This is a genomic window from Massilia psychrophila, from assembly GCF_002760665.1.
In the GTDB taxonomy this organism is placed as follows: Bacteria; Pseudomonadota; Gammaproteobacteria; order Burkholderiales; family Burkholderiaceae_D; genus JAFCUW01.
Genome location: NZ_PDOB01000011.1, coordinates 15,884 through 39,337 on the forward strand (window position 1 = coordinate 15,884; position 23,454 = coordinate 39,337).

The window sequence follows — 23,454 nt, forward strand, 5'->3', positions numbered from 1 at the left end:
AGACAAACAACAGGGGTTATTGTGCACAATTTGCGGCAACAGTTTATCGCGTTTTCCGTCTCAACGGGGGTGCTGCGCTTTGGCGAATTTACGACCAAGGCGGGGCGCTTGTCGCCGTATTTTTTTAATGCCGGCCTGTTCCACGAAGGCGCCACGCTGGGCCAGCTGGCCCAGTTCTATGCGCAGACCCTGCTCGACGCCAAGGTCGAATTCGACATGCTGTTCGGCCCCGCGTACAAGGGCATCACGCTGGCCAGCGCCACCGCGGTCGCGCTGGCGGGCAAGGGGCACAACACCGCGTTCGCCTTCAACCGCAAGGAAGCGAAGGACCACGGCGAGGGCGGCACCATCGTCGGCGCCAAGCTCGCGGGCAAGGTGGTCATCATCGACGACGTGATTTCGGCCGGCACCTCGGTGCGCGAATCGGTGGACATGATCCGCGCCGCCGGCGCCGAGCCATGCGCGGTGCTGATCGCCCTCGACCGGATGGAGCGCTCCGGCACCGACGGCGCCTTGTCGGCCAGTTCGGCGGTGCAGGAAGTAAGCCGCGAATTCGGCATCCCGGTGATCTCGATCGGTAACCTCGACGACTTGTTCAGCTATTTGTCCGAGGCCGAAGGCGAAGCAGGGGCGGATCCGCAATTGGCGCAATACCGTGAGGCGGTGTCGAGCTACCGCGCACGGTACGGTATCGCGTAAGAGTAATAACGTTTACATTTGAAACGTCGTCCTCGCGCATGCGGGGACCCCATTTCGACGAGCAGAGTTGTCAGCGTTCGGCGATGTTCACCGCCGCTGTCAATGCGCACGCAAATTGGATCCCCGCGTGCGCGAGGATGACGTCACCTTGTGCGTCGGGCGTGGTAAGAGTTGACGTTTAACCCGCCAGCTTCTTCTTCAACAGTTCCGTCAACTGCGCCGGATTGGCCTTGCCCTTCGAGGCCTTCATCGCCTGGCCGATCAGCGCGTTGATCGCCGCCTCTTTGCCGGCGCGGTACTGCTCGACCGACTTGGCATTTGCCGCCAGCACCTCGTCGACAATGGACGCCAAAGCGCCGCTGTCCGAAATCTGGCGTAATCCCTTCTGATCGATGATCAGGTCGGCGATTTTTTCATCCGTCGACTTCGCTTCCCACATCGCCGCGAACACTTCTTTGGCGATCTTGTTCGAAATCGTGCCGTCGGCGATCCGCACCAGCAGCAGCGCCAGTTGCGACGCTTCGACGGGAGCGTGTGCGATGTCGACGTTTTCGCGGTTTAAAGTCGAGGCGACGTCGCCCATCAGCCAGTTGGCCGCCATTTTGCCGTTCTGCTTGCCGGCGATCGCCACCACCGCTTCGAAATACGCCGCCATCTGGTGCGATTGCGTCAATATCAGCGCATCGTATTCGGCCAGGCCGTAGTCGGCAGCGAAGCGGATGCGCATGGCCGCCGGCAGTTCCGGCATGTCGGCTTTTATACGCGCGATCCAGTCAGGCGAAATGGTCAAAGGCGGCAGGTCCGGATCCGGGAAGTAGCGGTAGTCCTGGGCGTCTTCCTTGGTGCGCATGGCGCGCGTTTCCTTGCGGTCCGGATCCCAAAGACGGGTCGCCTGCACCACCTTGCCGCCGTCCTCGATCAGTTCGATCTGGCGCCGCACTTCGTAATGCACGGCTTCCTCGATGAAGCGGAACGAGTTCAGGTTCTTGATTTCGCAGCGGGTGCCCAATTCGGTTGTGCCGAGCGGGCGTACCGAGACGTTGACGTCGCAGCGAAACGAGCCTTCCTGCATGTTGCCGTCGCAAATGCCCAGCCACACTACCAGCGAGTGCAGCGCTTTGGCGTAGGCGACCGCTTCGGCGGCGCTGCGCATTTCCGGCTCGGAGACGATTTCGAGCAGCGGCGTGCCGGCCCGGTTCAAGTCGATGCCGGTCATGCCGGCATAGTCTTCGTGCAGCGACTTGCCGGCGTCTTCCTCGAGGTGGGCACGGGTCAGGTGAATGGTGCGGGTTTCAAACTTGCCGTCTTTTTCGAAGCCGAAACTGACCTGGCCGCCGATCACCACCGGATCGGCGAACTGGCTGATCTGGTAGCCCTTGGGCAGGTCGGGATAAAAATAGTTCTTGCGCGCGAAAACCGAGTGCGGCGCGATGTGCGCGTTGACCGCCAGGCCGAAGCGGATCGCGCGTTCGACCGCGCCTTTGTTCATCACCGGCAGCACACCGGGCAGCGCCAGGTCGACCGGGCTGGACTGGGTGTTCGGCTCGGCGCCGAAGCGGATCGCGCTGCCGCTGAAGATTTTCGAATTGGTCGTGAGCTGCACGTGGTTCTCAAGACCGATGACGACTTCCCATTGCATAGTGTTCTCTCTTTTCTGCTGGCCGGCTCAAGCGCCGGCTGGCGTGCGGGTGTGCCAGTCGGTGACTTGCTGGTACTGGTGGGCGATGCCGAGCAGTTTCGCTTCCGCAAAATAATTGCCGATGATCTGCAGTCCGACCGGGCGCTTGCCGTTCTTTTCGCCCTGGCCGAAGCCGCACGGGATCGACATGCCGGGCAGTCCCGCCAGGCTGGTCGACAAGGTAAAGATGTCGGCCAGGTAGGCGGCAACCGGGTCATCGGTTTTTTCGCCCAGGTCCCAGGCAACCGTCGGCGCGACCGGTCCCATGATGACGTCGCAGGTGTTGCCCAGCGCGGCCTGGAAGTCGTCGGCGATCAGGCGCCGGATTTTTTGCGCCTTCACATAGTAGGCGTCGTAATAGCCGTGGCACAGCACGTAGGTGCCGACCATGATGCGGCGCTGGACTTCGCGCCCGAAACCTTCGGCGCGCGATTTTTTGTACATGTCCGACAGGTCCTTGTACTCGGCCGCGCGGTGGCCGTAGCGCACGCCGTCGAAGCGCGCCAGGTTCGACGACGCCTCGGCCGGCGCGATGATGTAGTAGACCGGAATCGACAGCGCCGTTTTCGGCAGCGAAATGTCGACCAGCGTGGCACCGAGCTTGATGAACTGATCGAGGGCGGCGCGCACCGCTTGTTCCACATCGCTCGCCAAACCCTCGCCGAAATACTCTTTCGGCACGCCGATGCGCAGGCCCGCCAGCGGCGAGTCGAGCTCGCGCGTAAAATCTTCGCGCACGTTGCCTTGGGCGGGGCTCAAGCAGGTCGAGTCGCGCTCGTCGAAGCCGACCATTTCGTTGAGCAGCATGGCGCAGTCTTCGGCCGTCTTTGCCATCGGGCCGCCCTGGTCGAGCGAAGAGGCGAACGCGATCATGCCGAAGCGCGACACGCGGCCATAGGTCGGCTTGATGCCGGTGACGCCGCAGAACGAGGCGGGCTGGCGGATCGAGCCGCCGGTGTCGGTGGCGGTAGCGGCCGGCGCCAGGCGGGCGGCGATCGCCGCCGCCGAGCCGCCCGACGAGCCGCCCGGCACCGCCAGCTTGTCCCACGGGTTCAGGACGGCGCCGAAAGCCGAATTCTGATTCGACGAGCCCATCGCGAATTCGTCGCAATTGAGTTTGCCGACGGTGACCATGCCGGCCTGCTCGAAGCGCGCGACGACGGTGGCGTTGAAAGGACTGGTGTAATTGGCCAGCATTTTCGAGCCGGCTGTCGAACGCCAGCCTTCGGTGACAAAGATGTCTTTGTGGGCGATCGGGATGCCGGTCAGGGGACCGGCGGTGCCGGCTTTGATGCGGGCGTCGGCGGCGCCGGCCTGCGCCAGCGACAGCGCCGGATCGATATGCAGGAAGGCGTTCAGGTCGCTGGCCTGGGCGCGCTGCAGGAAGTGGCCGGTCAGTTCAACGGCGGACAGCTGTTTCGCGTGCAGCAGCGCGGACAGCTCTTTGATTGTTTTAGTATGCATGGTTCGATGGTGAGATTCGTGGAGTATCGCTTGCCCGATCGCTTATTCAATTACTGACGTGATCACTTATTCAATCACCTATTCGATCACTTTTGGCACCAGGTACAGGCCATCCTGGGTTTTCGGCGCCGGAGCCTGGTAGGCTTCGCGCCGGTTTTCTTCGGTAACGACGTCCTCGCGCAGGCGCAGCGGCAATTCGCCGAGCCAGGCGGCGAGCGGTTGTGACAGCGGCGCTACGCCGTCGGTATCGATTGCCTGCATCTGCTCGGCCAGCGCAAAGATGCCATTGAGTTCACCCAAGGCAATCTCGGCATGCGCTTCGTCCATGTCGAGTTGAGCCAGGTGGGCAATCCGTTTTACGTCTGAAAGGGTCAGGGACATGGCAGGTAGCGCGGTGAGAGCCGCGTTCAAATAGTTGAAAATATTAACGAAGTTTATATAACGCCGCGTTAAAAGGCCGTAAAACCTTGTCAATACCGCCGAATTGGCAGAGCATAACGAGATGCAATTGAAAGGCTTGTAGGCATTTAATCGACAAATTATAAGGTAGAATGACGGGCTAATGCGTTGACGGCGCTGAAAACGAGCTGCCGCAGCATATAAAACACCCCGCCGCCGCCTGCGGTTTCAACCGTGGCGCGAGTTGCCGCTGTACATTATTAATGCTTAGGCGCACACCGTTGCGCATCAGGACACACATGTTTGGTTTTTTACGTAGCTATTTTTCGAACGATTTGGCGATCGACCTGGGTACGGCGAATACCTTGATTTATGTACGCGGCCTGGGTATCGTGCTCGACGAGCCGTCGGTCGTGGCGATCCGCCAAGAAGGCGGCCCGAACGGCAAGAAGACAATCCAGGCAGTCGGCAAGGAAGCCAAGCAGATGTTGGGCAAAGTGCCGGGCAATATCGAGGCGATCCGGCCGATGAAGGACGGCGTGATCGCCGACTTCACCGTCACCGAGCAGATGCTCAAGCAGTTTATCCGCATGGTGCACGACTCGAAGTTTTTCCGGCCATCGCCGCGCATCATCATTTGCGTGCCGTGCGGCTCGACCCAGGTCGAGCGCCGTGCAATCCGCGAATCGGCGCTCGGCGCCGGCGCCTCCCAGGTCTACCTGATCGAAGAGCCGATGGCCGCGGCGATCGGCGCTGGCCTGCCGGTGTCGGAGGCGACCGGCTCGATGGTCGTCGACATCGGTGGCGGCACCACTGAAGTGGGCATCATCTCGCTCGGCGGCATGGTCTACAAGGGGTCGGTGCGCGTCGGCGGCGACAAGTTCGATGAAGCGATCGTCAACTACATCCGCCGCAATTACGGCATGCTGATCGGCGAGCAGACGGCCGAAGCGATCAAGAAGGCCATCGGTTCGGCGTTTCCGGGTTCGGAAGTGAAGGAAATGGAAGTCAAGGGCCGCAACCTGTCCGAAGGCATTCCGCGCTCGTTCACCATCTCGTCCAATGAAATCCTCGAAGCGCTGACCGACCCGCTCAACAACATCGTCTCGGCGGTGAAAAACGCGCTCGAGCAGACGCCGCCGGAACTGGGCGCGGACATTGCCGAAAAAGGCATGATGCTGACCGGCGGCGGCGCCTTGCTGCGCGACCTGGACCGTTTGCTGATGGAAGAAACCGGCCTGCCGGTGCTGGTCGCCGAAGATCCTCTCACCTGCGTGGTGCGCGGCTCGGGCATGGCGCTCGAGCGCATGGACAAGCTCGGATCGATCTTCTCATACGAGTAAAACGCGGTTCCGGTCTGGCCTTGCAGGACTTGCGTTCTTCAAGACGTCGGGCTTTGATGCCGCCCCGCGCTGTCATTATTGGAAGTCATGGAATACAGTCCTCCGCCGCTCTTCAAGCAAGGCGCTCCGGCCCGGGTCAAGGTGACGGTTTTCGCATTCATTTCGATCGCTCTCCTGATGATGGATGCGCGCCTGCACATGCTGGCCACGCTGCGCCAGGGTGCCGCCACTGTGCTGTACCCGCTGCAGATGGCCGCGCTGCTGCCGCGCGACGCACTGGCCAACATGGGCAACTACTTCTCGACCGTGTCGGTGCTGCAGAAGAAGGTGCGCGAACTGGAAAGCCAGCAGGCCATCGCCGCCCGCTCGATGCAGCAGGCCCAGCTCCAGATGGCCGAAAACGTCCAGTTGCGCAAACTGATGGGCGCGCGCGAGCACCTGCCGGTCAAGTCGATGATGAGCGAGATCCTGTACGAGGCGCGCGATCCGTCGACCCGCAAGGTGGTGCTCGACCGTGGCCTGCGCCAGGGCGTAGCGCTCGGCCTGCCGGTGATCGACAACGCCGGCGTGGTCGGCCAGGTCACCCGCGTGTTCCCGTTCACCGCGGAAGTGACGCTGCTGACCGACAAGGAGCAGGCAATCCCGGTGCAGGTGCTGCGCAACGGCCTGCGCAGCGTGGCCTATGGCCGCGGCCAATCCGGCCTGCTCGACCTGCGCTTCATGGCGCCGAACGCCGATATCTTGGTTGGCGACGTGCTGATCACCTCCGGCATGGACGGCGTCTATCCCGCCGGGCTGGCGGTGGCCAAGGTGGTGCAGGTCGAAAGCAGTGCCACCGGCGCATTCGGGCGCGTGGTGTGCCAGCCGCTGGCCGGCATCGACCGCAACCGCCAGCTGCTGATTTTGATGTCGGCGCCGGACGTGCTGCCGCGCCCCGCCGAAGAGCCGCCGAAGGCTCTCGGCAAGAAGCATGGACTGCCGAAGATGGCGCCGCTTAATCTGCCGAAGCTGGCGCCGCCAGTGACAGCCAATGCGCCGGCCAAGCCGGCCGCAGCCGCGCCGGCCCCGGTCGCCAACCAGGGAGCTGCCCGATGAACCGCCCGCATTACATCTTGCAGCCGGTCAGCCCGCTGTTCATCACGCTCAGCCTGACCGGCGCCTTCATGCTCAATCTGCTGCCGTGGGGCCGCTGGATCGGCGCCCCCGATTTCGTCGCCCTGGTGCTGGTCTTCTGGGGTATTCACCAGCCGCGCAAGGTCGGCATCGGGATCGCTTTTTTCATGGGCCTGATGATGGATGTGCACGACTCGACCTTGCTTGGCGAGAACGCGCTGGCCTACACCATGCTGTCCTACCTGGCGATCATGATTCACCGTCGGGTGCTGTGGTTCCCGGTGATGACGCAGGCGGTCCACGTTTTCCCGCTGCTGGTGTTCACCCAGGCGATCCAGGTGCTGGTGCGCTTCATCGTTTCCGGCCGCTTCCCCGGCTGGCTGCATTTCATCGAGAGCTTTGTCGCCATCGCGCTGTGGCCGGCGATCACCTGGCTGCTGCTGGCGCCGCAGCGGCGCGCCGTCGACCGCGACCATACACGGCCGATCTGATGCGACGGCGTACGCAATGACTGAATTACACAACAACGATCGCGAGATCCATCTTTTCCGGGTGCGCGTCACGGCGCTGTTCGCGCTGGTGTTCGTGTGCTTTGCAATCCTGGTGGGGCGCGTGGTCTGGCTGCAGGTCATCAAGCACGACGACTACGCCGCGCTGGCCGAGGACAATCGGCTGGCAATCGTGCCGATCGTGCCCAATCGCGGCTTGATCCTCGACCGCCACGGCGTCGTCCTGGCGCGTAACTTCTCGGCCTATACGCTGGAAATCACGCCATCGAAGCTGCGCAACACGCTCGACTCGGTGATCGACGAATTGGCCACGCTGGTCGTCATCGAGCCGAAGGACCGCAAGCGCTTTCGCACCCTGATGGCCGAATCGAAAAACTTCGAGGGCGTGCCATTGCGCACCCGCCTGACGGACGATGAAGTGGCGCGCTTCACCGCCCAGCGCTTCCGCTTCCCCGGGGTGGACGTGCAGGCGCGCCTGTTCCGCCAGTACCCGCTGGGCGAAACGGCCGCGCACGTGATCGGCTTCATCGGCCGCATCAACCAGGGCGAGGCGCGCGCGCTCGAAGACGGTGCCGACGCCACCAATTACCGCGGTACCGACCATATCGGCAAGGAGGGCGTGGAGAAAAGCTACGAGAAACTGCTGCACGGCGTGACCGGCTACGAGAAGGTCATCAAGACCGCCGGCGGGCGTGCGGTAAGCACCCTGTCGCGCACGGAAGCGACGCCCGGCAGCAACCTGGTGCTGTCGATCGACATCGAACTGCAAAAAATCCTGGAAGAAGCGTTCGACGACTTCCGTGGCGCGCTGGTGGCGATCGAGCCGGAGACCGGCGACGTGCTGGCCTACGTGTCGCGCCCGGGCTTCGATCCGAACCTGTTCGTCGACGGCATCGACAGCCAGAGCTGGAACGAACTCAATACCTCGCTCGACCGTCCGATGCTGAACCGCCCCTTGCAAGGTACCTATCCGCCCGGTTCGACCTTCAAGCCGTTCATGGCGCTGGCCGCCCTGGAGAAGGGTTTCCGCACGCCGTCGCAGGCGATCCACGACGTCGGCTCGTTCAGCCTGGGGAACTACCGCTGGATGGACGACAAGTTGGGCGGGCACGGCACGGTCGACATGTACAAGTCGCTCGTCATTTCGTGCAATACCTACTACTACCAGCTCGGGCACGAGATGGGCATCGACCATATCCACGATTTTCTGGAGCCGTTCGGCTTCGGGCGCCTGACCGGGATCGACCTCGATCACGAAAAAATCGGCGTGCTGCCGTCGAAGCAGTGGAAGCGCCAGCGGTTCGCCAAAAACAAGGCGGCGCAGGCCTGGCAGAAGGGCGACAACGTCAACATCGGCATCGGCCAGGGTTACAACAGTTATACCATCCTGCAATTGGCGCATGCGGTGTCGACGCTGGCCAACAACGGCGTGGTGATGCGGCCGCACCTGGTCAAGCTGGTGGAAGACGGCAGCACGCGCGTACGCACCCCGACGGTGGCGAAAGAGAGTTTCCGGATTCCGCTGAAGCAGGAAAACATTGACTTCATCAAGAGCGCAATGGTCGGCGTGACGCAGGAAGGCACCGGCCGCCTGGCGTTCGCCAACGCCGCCTACTCCGCGGGCGGCAAGACCGGCACGTCGCAAACCGTGGGCTTGAAGCGCGGCGAAAAATACAATGCCAAGACGATGGGCGAGCGATTGCGCGACAACTCGCTGTACGTGGCGTTCGCGCCGGCCGACAAACCAAAGATCGCGCTGGCGCTGATCGTTGAAAACGCCGGCTTCGGCGCCGCCTACGCCGCGCCGATCGCGCGCAAGGCGCTCGACTACTACCTGACCGGCAAACGGCCGGCGCCGAAGGCCGGCGCCAAGCCGGTACCGGTCGAGGTCGAAGAAGTGCCGGCCGTGCCGGCGCCGTTCCAGCCGGGCGCCGAACCGCCGGCGAAGGACTGACCGATGCGTATCAACGAACGACGCTCCCTGTGGCGGCGCATGAAGCCGCACCTGCTGGTGTTCGACGCGCCGCTGGCGATGATCCTGTTCCTGCTGCTGGCCACCAGCATGATCACGATGTACTCGGCCGGTATCGAATACCCCGGGCGGCTGGAAAGCCAGGTGCGCAACACGATGGTGGCCTTCATCGTGATGTGGGCAGCCGCGCTGGTGCCGCCGCAGACGCTGATGCGTCTCGCGGTACCGATCTATACGGCCGGCGTGGCGCTGCTGGTGGCGGTGTTCCTGTTCGGCATCGTCAAGAAGGGCGCGCGCCGCTGGCTGTATATCGGCTTCGACATCCAGCCATCCGAAATCATGAAGATCGCCATGCCGCTGATGCTGGCCTGGTACTTCCACCAGAAGGCCGGCATGGTGCGCTGGCATTCGTTCGTCGTCGCCGCGCTACTGCTGGCGGTGCCGGTCGGCCTGATCCAGCTGCAGCCGGACCTGGGTACCTCGCTGCTGGTGCTGTCCGCCGGGCTGTACGTGATCTTCCTGGCCGGGCTGTCGTGGAAAGCGCTGCTGGGCCTGTTCATCGCCGGCGCGGCGTCGTTGCCGGTGGCCTGGTCGCTGATGCACGATTACCAGCGCGACCGCGTGCTGACGCTGATCGATCCCACCAAGGACCCGCTGGGCAAGGGCTTCCACATCATCCAGTCGGTCATTGCGATCGGCTCAGGCGGCATTGCCGGCAAAGGGCTGCTGAAGGGAACCCAGTCGCACCTCGAGTTCGTGCCGGAGCACACGACCGACTTCATCTTCTCGATCTACGCCGAGGAATTCGGCCTGATCGGGATCCTCGGCCTGATTTTGATCTACCTGCTGCTGATCGGACGCGGCCTGATGATCGCCGCGAATGCGCCGACCCTGTTCGCGCGCCTGCTGGCCGGCGCCATTACGATGATCTTCTTTACCTATGCCTTCGTCAACATGGGCATGGTCAGCGGCATCTTGCCGGTGGTCGGGGTGCCGCTGCCGTTCATGAGCTATGGCGGTACCGCATTCGTCACCCTCGGGCTGGGGGCAGGTATCCTGATGAGCATCCAGCGTCACCGCAAGCTGGTGCGGACTTGACGCCGCGCAGGATTGAAGCGCTGGCGGCGGCGCTGCTGCTGCTGCTGGCCGGCTGCGGCGGCCCCAGGCCGAAAGCGGACGCGCCGGCGCTGGTCAACAAGGGGGCGCCGCATCCGAAGTCCGACCCGAATTTGCAGGTGATGCCGGCGGCCGGTTCCGGGCGCGGCGGCTACTACATGGACGACGGCCCTGGCGAGCATCCGCCCGCCAACCTGAGCGACGTGCCCGACGCGGTGGTGAAAGCCGAGCCGCTGTCGAGGTACGCCAACCGGCCGTATGCCGTGTTCGGCAAGACCTATAAACCGATGCCGGCCGATGCGTCGCTGGTCCAGCGCGGCATTGCCAGCTGGTACGGTAAAAAATTCCACGGCCAGCGCACCTCGTCCGGCGAACTGTACGACATGTACAAGATGACCGCGGCCCATCCGATCTTGCCGATCCCGTCGTATGCGCGCATCACCAGCGTCTCCGGCGGGCAGTCGGTGATCGTGCGGATCAACGACCGCGGCCCGTTTCATTCGAGCCGCATCGTCGACGTGTCGTACACGGCGGCGTTGAAACTGGGCCTGCTCGCCAAAGGCAGCCATGAGGTCGAGCTCGAACTGCTGGTGCCGGGCCAGCTTGCGCGCAGCGCCGGCGCCATGCGCACTGCGCCGCTGGAAGACCCGCCCGAGATGGCGGCGCTGATGCTCGAGGAGCGCACCAGGCTCGACAGCGAGGCGCGCGTTGAATTGGCAAAAGGCGTGGCAACAAGCGTGACAACAAGCGCCGCAACAACTGCGGCCGAGCCGCCGCGCAAGTCGCTGTCGGACGGCTTTTACTTGCAGCTGGGCGCCTACAGCCGCGCCGACAAAGCGGGCCAGGTGCGCGAGCGCTTGCTCGCATCAAGCGCGATGAAGATCATCGAGGTGGTGCAGTCGGGCGCCGTGCACCGCCTGTACGGCGGCCCGTTCCGCAGCCGCGACGAAGCGCAGCAAGCCGGCCGCGCGCTGCCGCCGGCGCTGGCGATCAAGCCGATCGTGGTGCGCCGCACTGCCGACTGACCGGACCCGCCAACCGCTTATTCGCAATCGCCCATTTCCACGCCGGCAAACGGCCCGGTGATGGCGTCGATTTTTGCCCTGGTGGCGGCGTCGACCCCGCTGAACCGGAACGCCAGTTTGCTCGGCTGCGCACCGCGCGCCACCAGCCGGGCGCCGTGCACGCCTTGCTTGCCGAGCGTGGCCAGCAAGCTCCGGGCCGCCGTTTCCGACTTGAACACGCCCAGCGAAATCCCCCATTTGAGCGCCGAGTTGTCGGACACGATGAAGTGATCGGTGACGCCGAGTTTTTTCAGTTCGCCGGCCTTGCGCTCGGCCGCTTCCTTGCTGCCCTGCGGCGCAATGAAAACGATGTGGCTGGTGGCTTCGCTCTTGGCGAGGCCGTGACGGCTCTGGCGCTCGCCCAGCTGCAGCGGTGCGAGCTTCGCTTCGAAGCGGCGCGCCTGGGCTGCCGAGAAACTGCCTGCTTCGATGCAGGCGAAGATGGCTGGCGCGGGCGTCGCCGCCTCGGCCAGCGGCGTGGTGTTGGCACTGGCGGCTGGTGCCGGCACAGGTGGCGCCACCAGCCGCAGCTTGTCGGTGCTGAGCTGGTTTCTCAGCCGCGCCGGTTCGTGCTCGTTGCCGTTGTAATTGCCGAGCAAGCCCTGGCTGTAGGCGAACAGCAAGCCGTTCAGGCACAGCAGGGACCAGAAGATAAATTTCAGCACAGGCTGTTTCCTATTTGACGGCGGCGGCGTGCAGGCCGACCAGCACGATGTTGTCGATCATCCGGTATGGCGTCGACAACGCCTGCGCGATATAGCGCGCGGCGCCGCCGGACAGCACGCACAAACTGGGGCCGAGCAGGCCGCAGGCGCGCTCGATGGCGCCGGCCTGGGCCGACAGGCAGCCGGACAGGATCGCGTCGTCGGTATTGTCGGCAAAGCCGGCCGCGGTGGCGCCGCTGGCGACGATCATCGGCAGCTGCGCCGTGTTGCGCGCCAGCGAAGCGGCCATCAGGCCCAGGCCCGGCAAGATCATCCCGCCGATGAAGTCGCCCTTCAGGTTCAAGGCGTCGATGGTGGTGGCGGTGCCGCAGGTGGCGACCACCAGCGCCCTGTCCGGCTCCAGCGCGCGCGCGCCGATCGCCGCGGCGAAACGGTCGCAGCCCAACTGCCCCGGGTTACGGTAGCCGTTGCGTACCCCGGCCATTTCAAACACGGACGCGAACCAGGTAACGTCGACCGCCGGTATCATCAGCTGCAGCTGGTCGCGCACCTTGGCCCCCGCCACGTTGGAGACAATGGCGCGCGTCACGCCGGCGTGGCGCCAGCTGGCCGGCAAGTAATTGAGTTCGGCGTGGGTGACGGCGCCGGAGTCGGACCACTGGCCGAGCGGGACGTCGTCGGCCGCCAGTGCCCATTTGATGCGGGTGTTGCCGGCGTCGATCAGCAGCAGCATGTCAGTTACCCCCCGCAGTTGTCGGTAAGCCTGAGCGAAACGTCGCCGGACAGCACCGCCACGCGCCCGTCAACGGTGTCGAGCAGCAGGCGCCCGCTGTCGTCGACACCAAGCGCCACGCCTTGCTGCAAGACGGTACCGGCGTCGATGATGTCCACCTGCTGGCCGCGCCAGGCGTGCAATCGGTTCCAGCGCTCGCGAAAGGCGCCAAAGCCGGCGGCCTCGAATTGTTCGATAGCGATCGCCAGCGTGCTCAACAGCGCTGCCATCAAGACGTCGCGCTCCATGCGGGCCAGCCATGGCGCGGTGGCGACGGCGCGGCCAATGCGTTGCTCCATTTCTTCCGGCATCAAGAGATTCAAACCGATGCCGATCACCGCCCAGGTACCGCCATCGGTGGCGCGGCGCGTTTCGATCAGGATGCCGGCCAGCTTGGCGCCGTCTTTCAGTACGTCGTTTGGCCACTTCAGCCGCACCGGCACGCCTTGCGCGGCCACCGCTTCGGCCAGCGCTACCCCTAGCGCCAGCGGCAGGCCAAGCAGGCGTTGCGGCGAACCGGAAAATTTCCACGCCAGCGAAAACGTCAGCGAGGCGTCGGCGGCCGACAGCCAGCTGCGTCCGGCCCGGCCGCGGCCGGCGCTCTGGTGCAGAGCGACGAGCAGGGTGGGGCGCGCCAGGTCGAGGGCGCGCGCCAGCAGGTCGGCGTTGGTCGAGCCGGTGTGGGCGACGACCTCGACGTCGACAGCGCCGCCGCACATGCTGAGCGCGGCGATCCGGCTGGCGTTCATGGCACCAATCCGGCTTGGTCGGCTTGGTTGACTTTACGCGGCTTCCTGCGCGCCGCCGCGACCGCCAGGTCGTAGAGGCCGTTCGGCAGCGCGCGCAGTAGCGTGGCGACGACTCCCATCTGCCACGGGATGACCCGGTAGCTGGCGCCGGCGGCGATGGCGGCGGCCGCCTTGCGGGCAAAGCACCCGGCCGGCATCAGGAACGGCATCGGGTACGGGTTCCCCTGCGTCATCGGGGTGTCGATGTAGCCGGGAGCGAGGGTGACGACGCGGATGGCGTGCGGTTTCATCTCGACCCGCAGCGCTTCGCAGTAGCAGAGCACTGCCGCCTTCGAAGCGCTGTAGGCGCCGGCGCCGGGCAGGCCGCGGATCCCCGCCACGCTGGCGATGCCGACCAGGGTCGGCGCGTGGGGCTGGGGCCCCCCGGCGCCTCGGGTGCGTGCAGCCTTCATGCCGGCGATGAACGGCGCGAAGGTGGCGACGGTGGCGGTCACGTTGGTGGCAAAAATGGTCTCGAACATGGCCAGGTCATCCGATTCTTCGGTCAGCGTGCCATGCGACACGCCGGCATTGGCGATGACGATATCGGCGCCGCCCGTGCAGGCGATGAAGTCGGCGCAGGCGGCAGCCAGGGCCGCGTGGTCGAGGACGTCGACGGCGTAGACCTTGTGACTGCCGGCGCCAGGCAGGCTGGCGGCAAGCGCATCGAGGGCGTCGCGGCGGCGCGCCAGCAGACCCAAAGTGGCGCCCTGGGCGGCGTATTCGCGCGCCAGTGCGGCGCCAATGCCGCTCGAGGCGCCCGTGATGAAAACGCGGTTCATGGCGCGTGCGCTGGCAAGGTGTGCATGCCTACTTTTTTTCCGCTTTCGCTTTCGCGACCAAAAAATCCATGACGTCGAGGGCCGACTGCTGCAGCTGCGCTTCGGTTTGCGTGGTTTGCGGCCCCGGCGCGGCTTCGCCGGCCTGGGTCGGCGACGTCATGAATCGCCCGCCGACGGCGACCGTCGGCCACGAGTCGATGCGGTAATCGGCCATCATGCGCTCGGCGCGGCGCACCTTGGCCTGCACGCCGAACGAGTTGTAGGCGTCGATGAATTTGGCGCGGTCGATGCCGGCCGCGGCGGCCCAGTCGAACACTTCCTTGTCGCTGGCCAGGCGCAGCCGCTGGACGTGCATGGCGTCGAAGGCCTTGACATGATATTGCTCGAGCAGGCCAAGCGCTTCGAGCGTGTAGAACAGCTTTTGCTGCGGCAGCACGCCCGGTCCGCGCGAGACGTGCACCCGCTTGAAGACGATATTGTCGCCCTGTTTCTTGACCCACGCCGCCAGCCGCGGCTCGAAGCGCTCGCAGTGCGGGCAGTAATAAGCGAAGAATTCGGTCACTTCGACCTTGTTGCCGGCGTCGGTGTTCTGGACCTCGGGCAGGGTCAGGTACTGCACGCCGTTTTGCGGGGCGGCGGCCGCCGCGTTAGCGCACCAACCGAAACCGATGGCGGCGGCGCACAGCAGGGTAGAAATGAAACGCATGGGTGGCTCCTGGCTTGTTTTTGCTCGGCTATTTTTGATTGCGCACGATCGCCACGTCGATGCCGCTGTCGACCAGCTTGGCGCGCGCGCGGGTCATCGCTTCGACCTGGCTGTACGGCCCGATCCGGACCCGGTGCAAGGTGCCGGCGTCGCTGATGCGGTCGCTGATGGCCGCCTCGAAGCCGAGCAGGGCCAGCTTGGCGCGGGTGTTTTCGGCGTCCGTCATCTCGCGGAAGGCGCCGGCCTGCAGGAAGTAGATGACCTTGTCGTCTCCACTCGCGTCCGCTTTCGGCGCCTGCTGCAACTGCGTCCGCGCCAGTTCATGCGCGGGGGCGGCTTCGGCGGCCGGCGCCGCGTGCTTTCTGGCCTCGGTCTTGACGTCGGCCGGGTCCTTCATGTTGGCGATCACGGCGGCAAGCGGATCGGCGGCGGGCGCTGGCGCGGCTGGCACGGCTGGCTTGGGCTTGTCGGTGAAATGCTTGTTCGCTTCGCGCGCCGCGTCCTTGCTGCTGTAAAGCGGCGTGTTCGGGTCCGACGCCTGGCCTGCAGTCGGCTCGGCCAGCTTGCCGGACTTGGCCGCCTTGTCGGTGAAGGGCGTTGCGCCTTTGGTGATCGCCAGCGCGACCGCCACTGCGATGGCCAGGCCGACAATCAGGCCGATGATCATACCGGTCAGGGTATTGCCTTGCTGGCGCAGGCGCGCTGCGATTCGGGGTGTATGGTGCATTGGTGCCTTCAGGGTTGACATTCCGGTGGGGATGCTCGAGGCGGCTTACATCTTGTTTGGCGCCGACACGCCGATCAGCGCCAGGCCGTTGCGCAGCACCTGGCGGGTGGCGGCCATCAGCGCCAGACGAGCCATCTTGGTCGCTTCGTCGTCGACCAGCACGCGCTCGGCGTTGTAGTAGCCATGCAGTTCGCCGGCCAATTCTCGCAGGTAGAACGCGACCTGGTGCGGACCCAGTTCGCCCAGGGCGCGCTCGAGCGCTTCCGGGTAGTGCGCCAGCGTCGCCAGCAGTGTCGCTTCGCGCGGGGCCGTCAGTGGTGCCAGGTCGACGCCATTCAGCACCGATTCGTCACCGCCCCATTGCGCCAGCACCGAGCAGATGCGCGCGTGCGCGTACTGCACGTAATACACCGGGTTTTCGTCCGAGTGCTTGAGCGCGACGTCGACGTCGAACACGAACTCGGTGTCGGCCTTGCGCGAAATGAGGAAAAAGCGCACCGCGTCGCGGCCGCGGATGGCGTCGCCGTCGCCGGACCATTCGATCAGGTCGCGCACCGTGACGTAGGAGCCGGCGCGCTTGGAGATCTTCACTTCCGCGCCGTCTTTCATGACGGTGACCATCTTGTGCAGCACGTAGTCCGGATAACCCTGCGGAATGCCGACGCCGAGCGCCTGCAGGCCGCCGCGCACGCGCGCGATGGTGCCGTGGTGGTCGCTGCCCTGGATGTTGATGGCCTGGACGAAGCCGCGCTGCCATTTGACCAGGTGGTAGGCGACGTCGGGCACGAAATAGGTATACGTGCCGTCGGATTTTTTCATCACCCGGTCCTTGTCGTCGCCGTACTCGGTGGTGCGCAGCCACAGCGCGCCGCCGTCTTCGAACGTCTTGCCGGCCGCGACGAGCGCATCGACGGCCTTGTGCACCTTGCCGTCAAGGTACAGCGACGACTCGAGAAAGTAGTTGTCGAACTCGACGCCGAACGCCTGCATGTCGATGTCCTGCTCGTTGCGCAGATACGTCACGGCAAAAGCGCGGATCGACTCGATGTCGTCGATGTCGGTGCTGGCGGTGGCCGGCTGGCCGTCGCTGGCGCAGACCGTGTTGCCGGCCTTGAAGTCAGCGGCGATGTCGGCGATGTAGTCGCCGTTGTAGGCCGATTCCGGCCACTGTTGATCGCCCGGCGCGTAGCCTTTCAGGCGCGCTTGCACCGAGGCGGCCAAGGTGGCGATCTGCACCCCGGCGTCGTTGTAATAGAACTCGCGCGTGACAGCGTAGCCTTGCGACTCGAACAGCGACGACAGCGCGTCGCCGAGGGCGGCCTGGCGGCCGTGGCCGACGTGCAGCGGGCCGGTCGGATTGGCCGAGACGAATTCGATGACGACCTTCTTGCCGGCGCCGACGCTGCTGCGGCCATACTGCGCGCCCTGCGCCAGGATGGTGTGCGTCACCGCCTGCTTGGCGCTGGCGGCCACGCGCAGGTTGATGAAGCCGGGACCGGCGACGTCGGCCGCTTCGATCAGGCCTTTTGCTGCCGGGTCGGCCAGCAGTGCGCTGACGATGTTGGTGGCCAGTTCGCGCGGGTTCATCTTGAGTTGCTTGGCCAGTTGCATCGCGATATTGCAGGCGACGTCGCCGTGGGCCGGGTCGCGCGGACGCTCGAGCACAACGACGGGAACAGAATCGGTGCCAGCTGCGGTTGCGGCCAATAGCGGGGCGAGGGCGGCCTGGAGCAGGGCAACGATTTCGAGTTTTTGTTGGGCGAGCATGTGCGGGTAATCTGTCAGAGTGAAAAAAGCGGTGGCCGGGCCACGGGCAAACACAAGCAATTATACTGGTTTGGCGCTGTGAAAATATGTTGCCGGTAGCACAGGGCACAGCGATTTTGTTGTCAAAACGCCCGCTTTAAGCGTGGCGCAAGTCTTAGCCGTTACAATTGTCGCCTTTATGGTGCGCCCGATGCGCTACCACGCAGGTATAGCGCAGGCGCAATGCAAGCCGCACGCACCAATTCACGCCTCACGCAAAGATCATCATGACAGCCAAGCGCCCAACGCTCTCCATCAAACCCGCCGCGCCTGTGCCGGCCGCACCGAAGCGCGCCGGCCAGCCGCCGACCGCGCCGCGCGTGCGCGCCAGCTACGAGGTCAAGCCGGTGCTGCAGCCTGGCTACCTGCCGCGCCTGAAACCCGATTCTTTGGCGCTGTGCCTGCTGGGCGCGGCCAACGCGGTGGCCCAGGTGCGCGCCGGCGCGGCGCTGCCGCAGGCGCTCATCACCGCGTTCGGCGTGACGCAGGCGTCGCCGCAGGCGAGGGGCGCGATCCAGGACATCGCCTACCGCACCATGCGCCAGCTCGGGCGCAGCGAAGTGCTGCTCAGCTTGATGACGTCGAAGGCGCCGGAGCCGCCGATGCTGGCCAGCCTGCTGTGCTGCGCGCTGTCGCTGATCGACACGCTGGAGGGGGCCGCGGCGCCGTACGAAGAATTCACCGTCGTCGACCAGGCCGTCACGGTGGCCACTTCCCACCCCGACATGGCGCATGCGAAAGGCATGGTCAACGCCGTGCTGCGGCGCTTCCTGCGCGAGCGCGCATCGCTGGTGAAAACCGCGCTGCAGGACCCGGTGGCGATGTGGAACTACCCGCAATGGTGGATCGACACGGCCAAGGCGGCTTACCCCAATCACTGGCAGCCGATCCTCGCGGCCGGCAATGCACAGCCGCCACTGACGCTGCGCGTGAACCTGCGCAAGACCTCGGTCGAGGCGTATTTACAGCTGCTGGCAGAGGCCGGCATTGGCGCGTCAAAGATCGGTGCGACGGCGGTGCGGCTCGACAAGGCCATCGGCGTGACCCAAATTCCGGGCTTCGAGGCGGGATTGTGCTCGGTGCAGGATGCCGGCGCCCAGCTGGCCGCGCCGCTGCTCGACCTGCACGACGGCATGCGCGTGCTCGACGCCTGCGCCGCCCCCGGCGGCAAGACCGGGCATATGCTCGAATTGGCGCAGATCGAGCTGACCGCGGTCGACTCCGACCCGAAACGACTGGTGCGGATCGAAGAAAACCTGCAGCGCCTGGGTCTTTCGGCCACGCTGAAAGCGTTCGAGGCGCAAACCTCGGTATGGTGGGACGGCCAGCAGTTCGATCGCATCCTGGCCGACGTGCCGTGCACCGCGTCGGGCATCGTGCGCCGCCACCCCGACATCCGCTGGCTGCGGCGCAAGGGCGATGCGCTCCAACTTGCAACACTTTCGGCCAAAATACTCGACAACCTTTGGCAGATGCTGCGGCCCAATGGTAAATTGTTGTTCGTGACATGTTCGCTTTGGCCGCAGGAATCGGAGGCGCAGGCGGCCGCTTTCGCGGCGCGCCATGGCGCGATCCGGCTGGCGGCGCCGGGCCAGCTGTTTCCAACCGCAGGCGCCGAGCAGGATCATGATGGTCTGTTCTACGCCCTGTTTCAAAAGAATGCGGCGTAACAGGTCTTCGACATAGCGATGGTTTTTTAAGGTTCCGGCCCACTTGTGACAACCCGATTTTTTCGACTCATCGCCTGCCAGCTGCTGCTGCTGTTCGTGTGCGCCCAGGCGCTGGCGGCCGACGGTGTCGACGTCACGCTGGCCCGCATCGAGGTGACCGAAGAGGGCTACCGGTTAGACGCCAGGTACGCGTTCGATCTCAATCGCGACCTCGAGGATGCGATCCAGCACGGCGTCTCGCTGTACTTCACCACGGAAATCGAACTGACCCGTCCGCGCTGGTGGTGGACGGACGAAAAAGCGGTGTCGGCGCGCCAGTCCCAGCGCATCTGGTATGACGTCCTGCTGCGCCAGTACCATGTATCGGTGGTGGGCAGCATCAAGCAAAACTTCGCCACGCTCGACGACGCGCTGTTCAACATCCGGCGCCCGAGTCGCTGGCTGATCGCGCCGAGAAGCGGCCTGAAGCCGGGCGAGACCTACAACGTCACGCTGCGCATGTTCATGGACCGCCAGTTCCTGCAAAAACCGCTGCAGGTGAATGCCTTCAACAACGCCGGCTGGCAGCTCGGTTCAGCCAAAAAAACCTTCACTTACAAGGCGGAGTAGGGTGAAGCAAGGCTTGCGGTATGGCTTGATGGTCGGCGGCGGTATTGTCTGCATCCTGCTGTTCCTGCTCGCCTCCGCGTCCGACAATTCGGGCTTTTTCGACCGATATTATTCGTGGCTGCTGGGGCTTAATGCGGGCGTCGCGCTGGCGCTGCTGATCTTCGTGGTAGTGGCGCTGGCGCGCCTGTACGGGCGCTACAAGAGCGGCAAGTTCGGCTCGCGCCTGATGGCGCGCCTGGTGCTGCTGTTCGCCGGCATCGGCATTTTGCCGGGCCTTGTCATCTTCCTGGTGTCGGTGCGGTTCGTGTCGCACTCGATCGAATCCTGGTTCGACGTCAAGATCGAAGCGGCGCTGCAGTCGGGCCTGGATCTCGGGCGCGCCGCCCTCGACGAGTCGCTGGCCGAACTGCGCGCCACCGCCGGGGTGGCCAGCGCCACGCTGGCGGGCCAGCCCCAGGCCGCCACCCAGGTGATTTTAAACCGCATCGTCACCGAGCAGGAAGGCGTGCAGAACGCCATGCTGGTCGACGCCGACGGCAAACTGCTGGCCTCCGCTTCCGAAGACAAACTGGCGAACCTGGCGGCCGACCTGCCGACCTCGCAGATGCTCAAGGGGGCGCAAATGCCAGGCGGGTACACCCAGTCCGAAGGCGGCATCGAGCGCGATTTTCGCGACAGCGCGGCGATTGCGCCCAGCGGCGCCGACGCACTCGACGCCGCCACCGGCCTGCGCCTGCGGGTAGTGGTCGCGGTGCCAGAGCCGCCGGGCGCCGCGCCGCGCTACCTGCAGCTGCTGCAGGCGGTGCCGGTCAACCTGGCCACCAACGCCGAAGTGCTGCGCAACGCCTACAGCGAATACCAGACCCGCTTCGTGGCGCGCGTCGGCCTGCGCAAGATGTACATCGAAACGCTGACGTTGACGTTGCTGCTGGCGATTTTCGGCGCCGTGACCAGCGCCTTTGTGATGGCGTCGAACCTGGCGCAGCCGCTGCTGGTGCTGGCCGAAGGCACGCGCGCGGTGGCCGAGGGCGACCTGTCGCCGCGCCCGATCGTCACCACCTCGGACGAACTGGGCACCTTGACCCAATCGTTTAACACCATGACGGGCCAGTTGTTCGAGGCGCGCAGCGCGGTCGAGCGCAACCGCGCCGCGCTGCAAAGCGCCAAGGCCCACCTTGAATCGGTGCTGGGCAACATGTCGGCCGGCGTGATCGTGCTCGACGCCGACTTCATCGTCGTCAATTCGAACGAAGCGGTCGACCGCATTTTGCTCAACGACGTCGGCGATCACCTGGGCCGCGCTTTGAGCGAAATCGAAGGACTCGAGGGGTTCGCCGGCGCCGTCACGCGGGCATTTTCGACCCAGAGCGCACAGTCGGCGGCCGGCAGCGCACGCCAGCGCACCCACTGGCAGCAGGAGATCGAAATCCCGCGCCGGCTCGGCACCTCGGACGACCATGACATCACCTTGCTGGCGCGCGGCTCGCGATTGCCGGTCGGCGTCGGCAGCGGTTACATCGTCGTGTTCGACGATATTTCCGACGTCATTTCGGCGCAGCGCTCGGTGGCCTGGGGCGAGGTGGCGCGCCGCCTGGCCCATGAGATCAAAAATCCGCTGACGCCGATCCAGCTGTCGGCCGAGCGGCTGCAGATGAAGCTGGAAAGCCGGCTGGGGCCGGAAGACGCCGCGCTGCTCAACCGCAGTACCACCACCATCGTCAACCAGGTCGACGCCATGAAGCGCATGGTCGACGACTTCCGCGACTACGCCAAGGCGCCGCCGGCGGTGCTGCAGCCGCTCGACCTGAACGGCCTGATCCGCGAAATCCTCGGGCTCTACCTGGCCGATGACGGCAACGACATCATCCACACCGCGCTGGCGCCGCAGCTGCCGGCGGTGATGGGGGATGCCACCCAGTTGCGCCAGGTCATCCACAACCTGTTGCAGAATGCCCAGGATGCGATGACCGAACGCGGGGCAGGGGAAGGGCAAGCGCCAGCGCGCATCGACGTCACCACCGAGGCGATCCGCTACCAGAACGCGGCCGGCGGCGCCGGCACCGCGGTGCGCCTGGCGATCGTCGACAACGGTCCCGGTTTCGCCCCGCGCATCCTGTCGCGCGCGTTCGAACCGTACGTCACGTCGAAGGCGCGCGGCACCGGACTTGGCCTGCCGATGGTCAAAAAAATCATCGACGAACATGGCGGACGTATCGACATCCAGAACCGGCAGGACGGAACGGGCGCGTCGGTCCTGATTTTGCTGTTAAAGTTAACTCCTGAGGCCGCAAAATTGGCGTAAATGGCGGTGCAACCATTACAATCGCACCTTAGAATACGGCTATCGACGGGCGCGCGCGGCGCGTCCAGGCAAGCGCGAGTGCAAAAAGAAGGCAATATACAGATGGCAAACATACTCGTAGTTGATGATGAAATGGGCATCCGCGAGCTACTCTCGGAGATCCTGGGCGACGAAGGCCACGCGATCCAGCTGGCCGAAAACGCCCAGCAAGCGCGCGACGCCCGCGCGGCGGGGGCGCCGGACTTGGTGCTGCTCGATATCTGGATGCCCGATACCGATGGCGTCACGCTGCTCAAGGAGTGGCAGCGCGACGGTCTGCTGACCATGCCGGTGATCATGATGTCGGGCCATGCGACGATCGATACCGCGGTCGAGGCCACCCGCATCGGCGCCCTCAATTTTCTCGAAAAGCCGATTGCGCTGCAAAAACTGCTCAAGGCTGTCCAGCAGGGCTTGACAAGGGCCCAGGAAACGGTGCGCGCGCCGGCCATCGCGGCGCGCCCGGTGCTGGCGCCCCAGGTCGAGGAAAGCAGTTCGGCAACGACGATGTTCGCCGCGCAGTCGATGCAGTCGTCCGGCATCGCGCCGCGCCTGGCCGGCTTGTCAAACGGTGAGCCGCAGGGTTACAACCTCAGTTTCGACCTGCCGCTGCGCGAGGCGCGCGACGCTTTCGAGCGCTTGTACTTCGAACACCACCTGGGCCGCGAAGGCGGCAGCATGACGCGGGTGGCCGAAAAGACCGGGCTCGAGCGCACCCATCTGTACCGCAAGCTCAAGCAGCTCGGTGTCGAGCCAGGCAAACTGGCCAAAAAAGGGGGATGAGCAGCGCCCTGGCGCCGCTCTTGGTAACCACCAGCCTGGTTATCGGCCCCACTGCCGGCGCGCGCGAGCGATTGATCGCGGCGCACCTCGCACCTGATCTGCCTGGCGCACCCGCCTGCGTCGCCGTGCTCCTCGAAGGTTTGCCCGACGGCACCAGCATCATTTTCCCGTCTCCCTCTGTCCTGATCGAGCGCATTGCGCCAGGTTGCCTGTGCTGCACCGGCAATCTCGTTTTGCGTGTAACATTAAATCGTCTGCTGCGGCGGCGGCCCGAACGTCTTTACATTGCTCTGGCGGTCACTGCACACCTTGATCAGTTGAGATCGTGGCTGCTGCAGCCGCCATACGATCAGCTGTTGGAACTGACGCCGGACCTGCGCACTTGAATTTGGTCCGGACAGCCCCACCTCAAAGCTGAGGCGGGTGCAAGTCAGCCTGCAAAACTGTC

The 23,454-nt window shown here is 64.9% G+C and carries 22 protein-coding genes; 12 read left to right on the forward strand and 10 right to left on the reverse strand.

From position 1 onward, the window contains the following. Positions 1–21: 21 nt before the first annotated feature. Positions 22–699 carry an orotate phosphoribosyltransferase gene (gene pyrE, locus CR103_RS08975; RefSeq protein WP_099915650.1) on the forward strand — a complete coding sequence of 226 codons (678 nt, stop codon included), beginning with the start codon at positions 22–24 and terminating at the stop codon, positions 697–699. A 178-nt stretch (positions 700–877) separates the two neighbouring features. Here the strand turns inward: pyrE and gatB are convergent, their stop codons facing one another. From gatB to gatC, 3 genes are all read right to left on the reverse strand, one after another. Beyond that, positions 878–2,338, reverse strand: a complete 1,461-nt coding sequence (gatB, locus tag CR103_RS08980; protein ID WP_099915651.1) for an Asp-tRNA(Asn)/Glu-tRNA(Gln) amidotransferase subunit GatB — start codon at positions 2,336–2,338, stop codon at positions 878–880. A 27-nt stretch (positions 2,339–2,365) separates the two neighbouring features. Beyond that, complete coding sequence (gene gatA / locus CR103_RS08985; protein WP_099915652.1) at positions 2,366–3,841, reverse strand: Asp-tRNA(Asn)/Glu-tRNA(Gln) amidotransferase subunit GatA; 1,476 nt, start codon at positions 3,839–3,841, stop codon at positions 2,366–2,368. Positions 3,842–3,919: 78 nt separating this feature from the next. Then, the gene (gene gatC, locus CR103_RS08990) at positions 3,920–4,222 is read right to left on the reverse strand and encodes an Asp-tRNA(Asn)/Glu-tRNA(Gln) amidotransferase subunit GatC (RefSeq protein WP_099915653.1); all 303 of its coding nucleotides are present in this window, start codon (positions 4,220–4,222) and stop codon (positions 3,920–3,922) included. Positions 4,223–4,539: 317 nt separating this feature from the next. On the opposite strand from gatC, the gene CR103_RS08995 reads away from it, so the two are divergent. The 6 genes from CR103_RS08995 (at position 4,540) to CR103_RS09020 (ending at position 11,318) form a co-directional block, all read left to right on the forward strand. Beyond that, a complete protein-coding gene (locus tag CR103_RS08995; RefSeq protein ID WP_099915654.1) occupies positions 4,540–5,583 on the forward strand; it encodes a rod shape-determining protein in 1,044 nt (347 codons plus the stop codon). A gap of 87 nt (positions 5,584–5,670) precedes the next feature. After that, the gene (gene mreC / locus CR103_RS09000) at positions 5,671–6,678 is read left to right on the forward strand and encodes a rod shape-determining protein MreC (protein WP_099915655.1); all 1,008 of its coding nucleotides are present in this window, start codon (positions 5,671–5,673) and stop codon (positions 6,676–6,678) included. Then, the gene (gene mreD / locus CR103_RS09005; RefSeq protein WP_099915656.1) at positions 6,675–7,187 is read left to right on the forward strand and encodes a rod shape-determining protein MreD; all 513 of its coding nucleotides are present in this window, start codon (positions 6,675–6,677) and stop codon (positions 7,185–7,187) included. Before mreC ends, mreD begins: the two co-directional genes overlap by 4 nt. Positions 7,188–7,203: 16 nt before the next feature. Beyond that, positions 7,204–9,159, forward strand: coding sequence for a penicillin-binding protein 2 (mrdA, locus tag CR103_RS09010; RefSeq protein ID WP_099915657.1), 1,956 nt, complete (start codon positions 7,204–7,206; stop codon positions 9,157–9,159). A gap of 3 nt (positions 9,160–9,162) precedes the next feature. Further along, positions 9,163–10,275 (forward strand): rod shape-determining protein RodA, encoded by a 1,113-nt coding sequence (rodA, locus tag CR103_RS09015; protein WP_099915658.1) that lies wholly within the window; start codon positions 9,163–9,165, stop codon positions 10,273–10,275. Continuing rightward, the gene (locus CR103_RS09020; RefSeq protein ID WP_229442971.1) at positions 10,272–11,318 is read left to right on the forward strand and encodes a septal ring lytic transglycosylase RlpA family protein; all 1,047 of its coding nucleotides are present in this window, start codon (positions 10,272–10,274) and stop codon (positions 11,316–11,318) included. The genes rodA and CR103_RS09020 overlap by 4 nt, the downstream gene beginning before the upstream one ends. Before the next feature lie 17 nt (positions 11,319–11,335). Here CR103_RS09020 and CR103_RS09025 read toward each other — a convergent pair whose 3' ends face one another. From CR103_RS09025 to argS, 7 genes are read right to left on the reverse strand one after another with little or no spacing between them, the layout of a single operon-like run. Further along, on the reverse strand, positions 11,336–12,022 hold the full coding sequence (locus CR103_RS09025; RefSeq protein WP_099915659.1) for an SPOR domain-containing protein: 687 nt from the start codon (positions 12,020–12,022) through the stop codon (positions 11,336–11,338). Positions 12,023–12,032: 10 nt separating this feature from the next. Further along, positions 12,033–12,755 carry a type III pantothenate kinase gene (locus CR103_RS09030; RefSeq protein ID WP_099915660.1) on the reverse strand — a complete coding sequence of 241 codons (723 nt, stop codon included), beginning with the start codon at positions 12,753–12,755 and terminating at the stop codon, positions 12,033–12,035. A 5-nt stretch (positions 12,756–12,760) separates the two neighbouring features. Then, entirely contained in the window at positions 12,761–13,543 is a 783-nt protein-coding gene (locus CR103_RS09035) for a biotin--[acetyl-CoA-carboxylase] ligase (RefSeq protein ID WP_099915661.1), read from the reverse strand. Continuing rightward, positions 13,540–14,364, reverse strand: a complete 825-nt coding sequence (locus CR103_RS09040) for an SDR family oxidoreductase (RefSeq protein WP_099915662.1) — start codon at positions 14,362–14,364, stop codon at positions 13,540–13,542. The genes CR103_RS09035 and CR103_RS09040 overlap by 4 nt, the downstream gene beginning before the upstream one ends. A gap of 28 nt (positions 14,365–14,392) precedes the next feature. Continuing rightward, positions 14,393–15,070, reverse strand: coding sequence for a thiol:disulfide interchange protein DsbA/DsbL (locus CR103_RS09045; protein ID WP_099915663.1), 678 nt, complete (start codon positions 15,068–15,070; stop codon positions 14,393–14,395). A 28-nt stretch (positions 15,071–15,098) separates the two neighbouring features. Beyond that, the gene (locus CR103_RS09050; RefSeq protein WP_099915664.1) at positions 15,099–15,797 is read right to left on the reverse strand and encodes an SPOR domain-containing protein; all 699 of its coding nucleotides are present in this window, start codon (positions 15,795–15,797) and stop codon (positions 15,099–15,101) included. A gap of 45 nt (positions 15,798–15,842) precedes the next feature. Further along, complete coding sequence (argS, locus tag CR103_RS09055) at positions 15,843–17,564, reverse strand: arginine--tRNA ligase (protein WP_099915665.1); 1,722 nt, start codon at positions 17,562–17,564, stop codon at positions 15,843–15,845. A gap of 266 nt (positions 17,565–17,830) precedes the next feature. On the opposite strand from argS, the gene rsmB reads away from it, so the two are divergent. From rsmB to CR103_RS09080, 5 genes are all read left to right on the forward strand, one after another. Continuing rightward, the gene (gene rsmB / locus CR103_RS09060; RefSeq protein ID WP_099915666.1) at positions 17,831–19,273 is read left to right on the forward strand and encodes a 16S rRNA (cytosine(967)-C(5))-methyltransferase RsmB; all 1,443 of its coding nucleotides are present in this window, start codon (positions 17,831–17,833) and stop codon (positions 19,271–19,273) included. Positions 19,274–19,318: 45 nt separating this feature from the next. Beyond that, positions 19,319–19,882, forward strand: a complete 564-nt coding sequence (locus CR103_RS09065; RefSeq protein WP_099915667.1) for a DUF4390 domain-containing protein — start codon at positions 19,319–19,321, stop codon at positions 19,880–19,882. A gap of 1 nt (position 19,883) precedes the next feature. Then, entirely contained in the window at positions 19,884–22,184 is a 2,301-nt protein-coding gene (locus CR103_RS09070) for a sensor histidine kinase (RefSeq protein ID WP_180279340.1), read from the forward strand. 102 nt (positions 22,185–22,286) lie between these two features. Beyond that, positions 22,287–23,006, forward strand: coding sequence for a response regulator (locus CR103_RS09075; RefSeq protein WP_099915748.1), 720 nt, complete (start codon positions 22,287–22,289; stop codon positions 23,004–23,006). Further along, on the forward strand, positions 23,003–23,392 hold the full coding sequence (locus tag CR103_RS09080; RefSeq protein WP_099915669.1) for a GTPase: 390 nt from the start codon (positions 23,003–23,005) through the stop codon (positions 23,390–23,392). The genes CR103_RS09075 and CR103_RS09080 overlap by 4 nt, the downstream gene beginning before the upstream one ends. Positions 23,393–23,454 lie beyond the last annotated feature (62 nt).

Coding starts and splice junctions, on each gene's coding strand:
- CR103_RS08995 (WP_099915654.1), top strand. CDS start 4,540: ATGTTTGGTTTTTTACGTAGCTATTTTTCGAACGATTTGGCGATCGAC.
- argS (WP_099915665.1), bottom strand. CDS start 17,564: ATGCTCGCCCAACAAAAACTCGAAATCGTTGCCCTGCTCCAGGCCGCC.
- mrdA (WP_099915657.1), top strand. CDS start 7,204: ATGACTGAATTACACAACAACGATCGCGAGATCCATCTTTTCCGGGTG.
- gatB (WP_099915651.1), bottom strand. CDS start 2,338: ATGCAATGGGAAGTCGTCATCGGTCTTGAGAACCACGTGCAGCTCACG.
- CR103_RS09080 (WP_099915669.1), top strand. CDS start 23,003: ATGAGCAGCGCCCTGGCGCCGCTCTTGGTAACCACCAGCCTGGTTATC.
- CR103_RS09030 (WP_099915660.1), bottom strand. CDS start 12,755: ATGCTGCTGCTGATCGACGCCGGCAACACCCGCATCAAATGGGCACTG.
- CR103_RS09045 (WP_099915663.1), bottom strand. CDS start 15,070: ATGCGTTTCATTTCTACCCTGCTGTGCGCCGCCGCCATCGGTTTCGGT.
- CR103_RS09035 (WP_099915661.1), bottom strand. CDS start 13,543: ATGAACGCCAGCCGGATCGCCGCGCTCAGCATGTGCGGCGGCGCTGTC.
- rsmB (WP_099915666.1), top strand. CDS start 17,831: ATGACAGCCAAGCGCCCAACGCTCTCCATCAAACCCGCCGCGCCTGTG.
- rodA (WP_099915658.1), top strand. CDS start 9,163: ATGCGTATCAACGAACGACGCTCCCTGTGGCGGCGCATGAAGCCGCAC.
- gatA (WP_099915652.1), bottom strand. CDS start 3,841: ATGCATACTAAAACAATCAAAGAGCTGTCCGCGCTGCTGCACGCGAAA.
- mreD (WP_099915656.1), top strand. CDS start 6,675: ATGAACCGCCCGCATTACATCTTGCAGCCGGTCAGCCCGCTGTTCATC.
- mreC (WP_099915655.1), top strand. CDS start 5,671: ATGGAATACAGTCCTCCGCCGCTCTTCAAGCAAGGCGCTCCGGCCCGG.
- CR103_RS09075 (WP_099915748.1), top strand. CDS start 22,287: ATGGCAAACATACTCGTAGTTGATGATGAAATGGGCATCCGCGAGCTA.
- CR103_RS09040 (WP_099915662.1), bottom strand. CDS start 14,364: ATGAACCGCGTTTTCATCACGGGCGCCTCGAGCGGCATTGGCGCCGCA.
- CR103_RS09050 (WP_099915664.1), bottom strand. CDS start 15,797: ATGCACCATACACCCCGAATCGCAGCGCGCCTGCGCCAGCAAGGCAAT.
- gatC (WP_099915653.1), bottom strand. CDS start 4,222: ATGTCCCTGACCCTTTCAGACGTAAAACGGATTGCCCACCTGGCTCAA.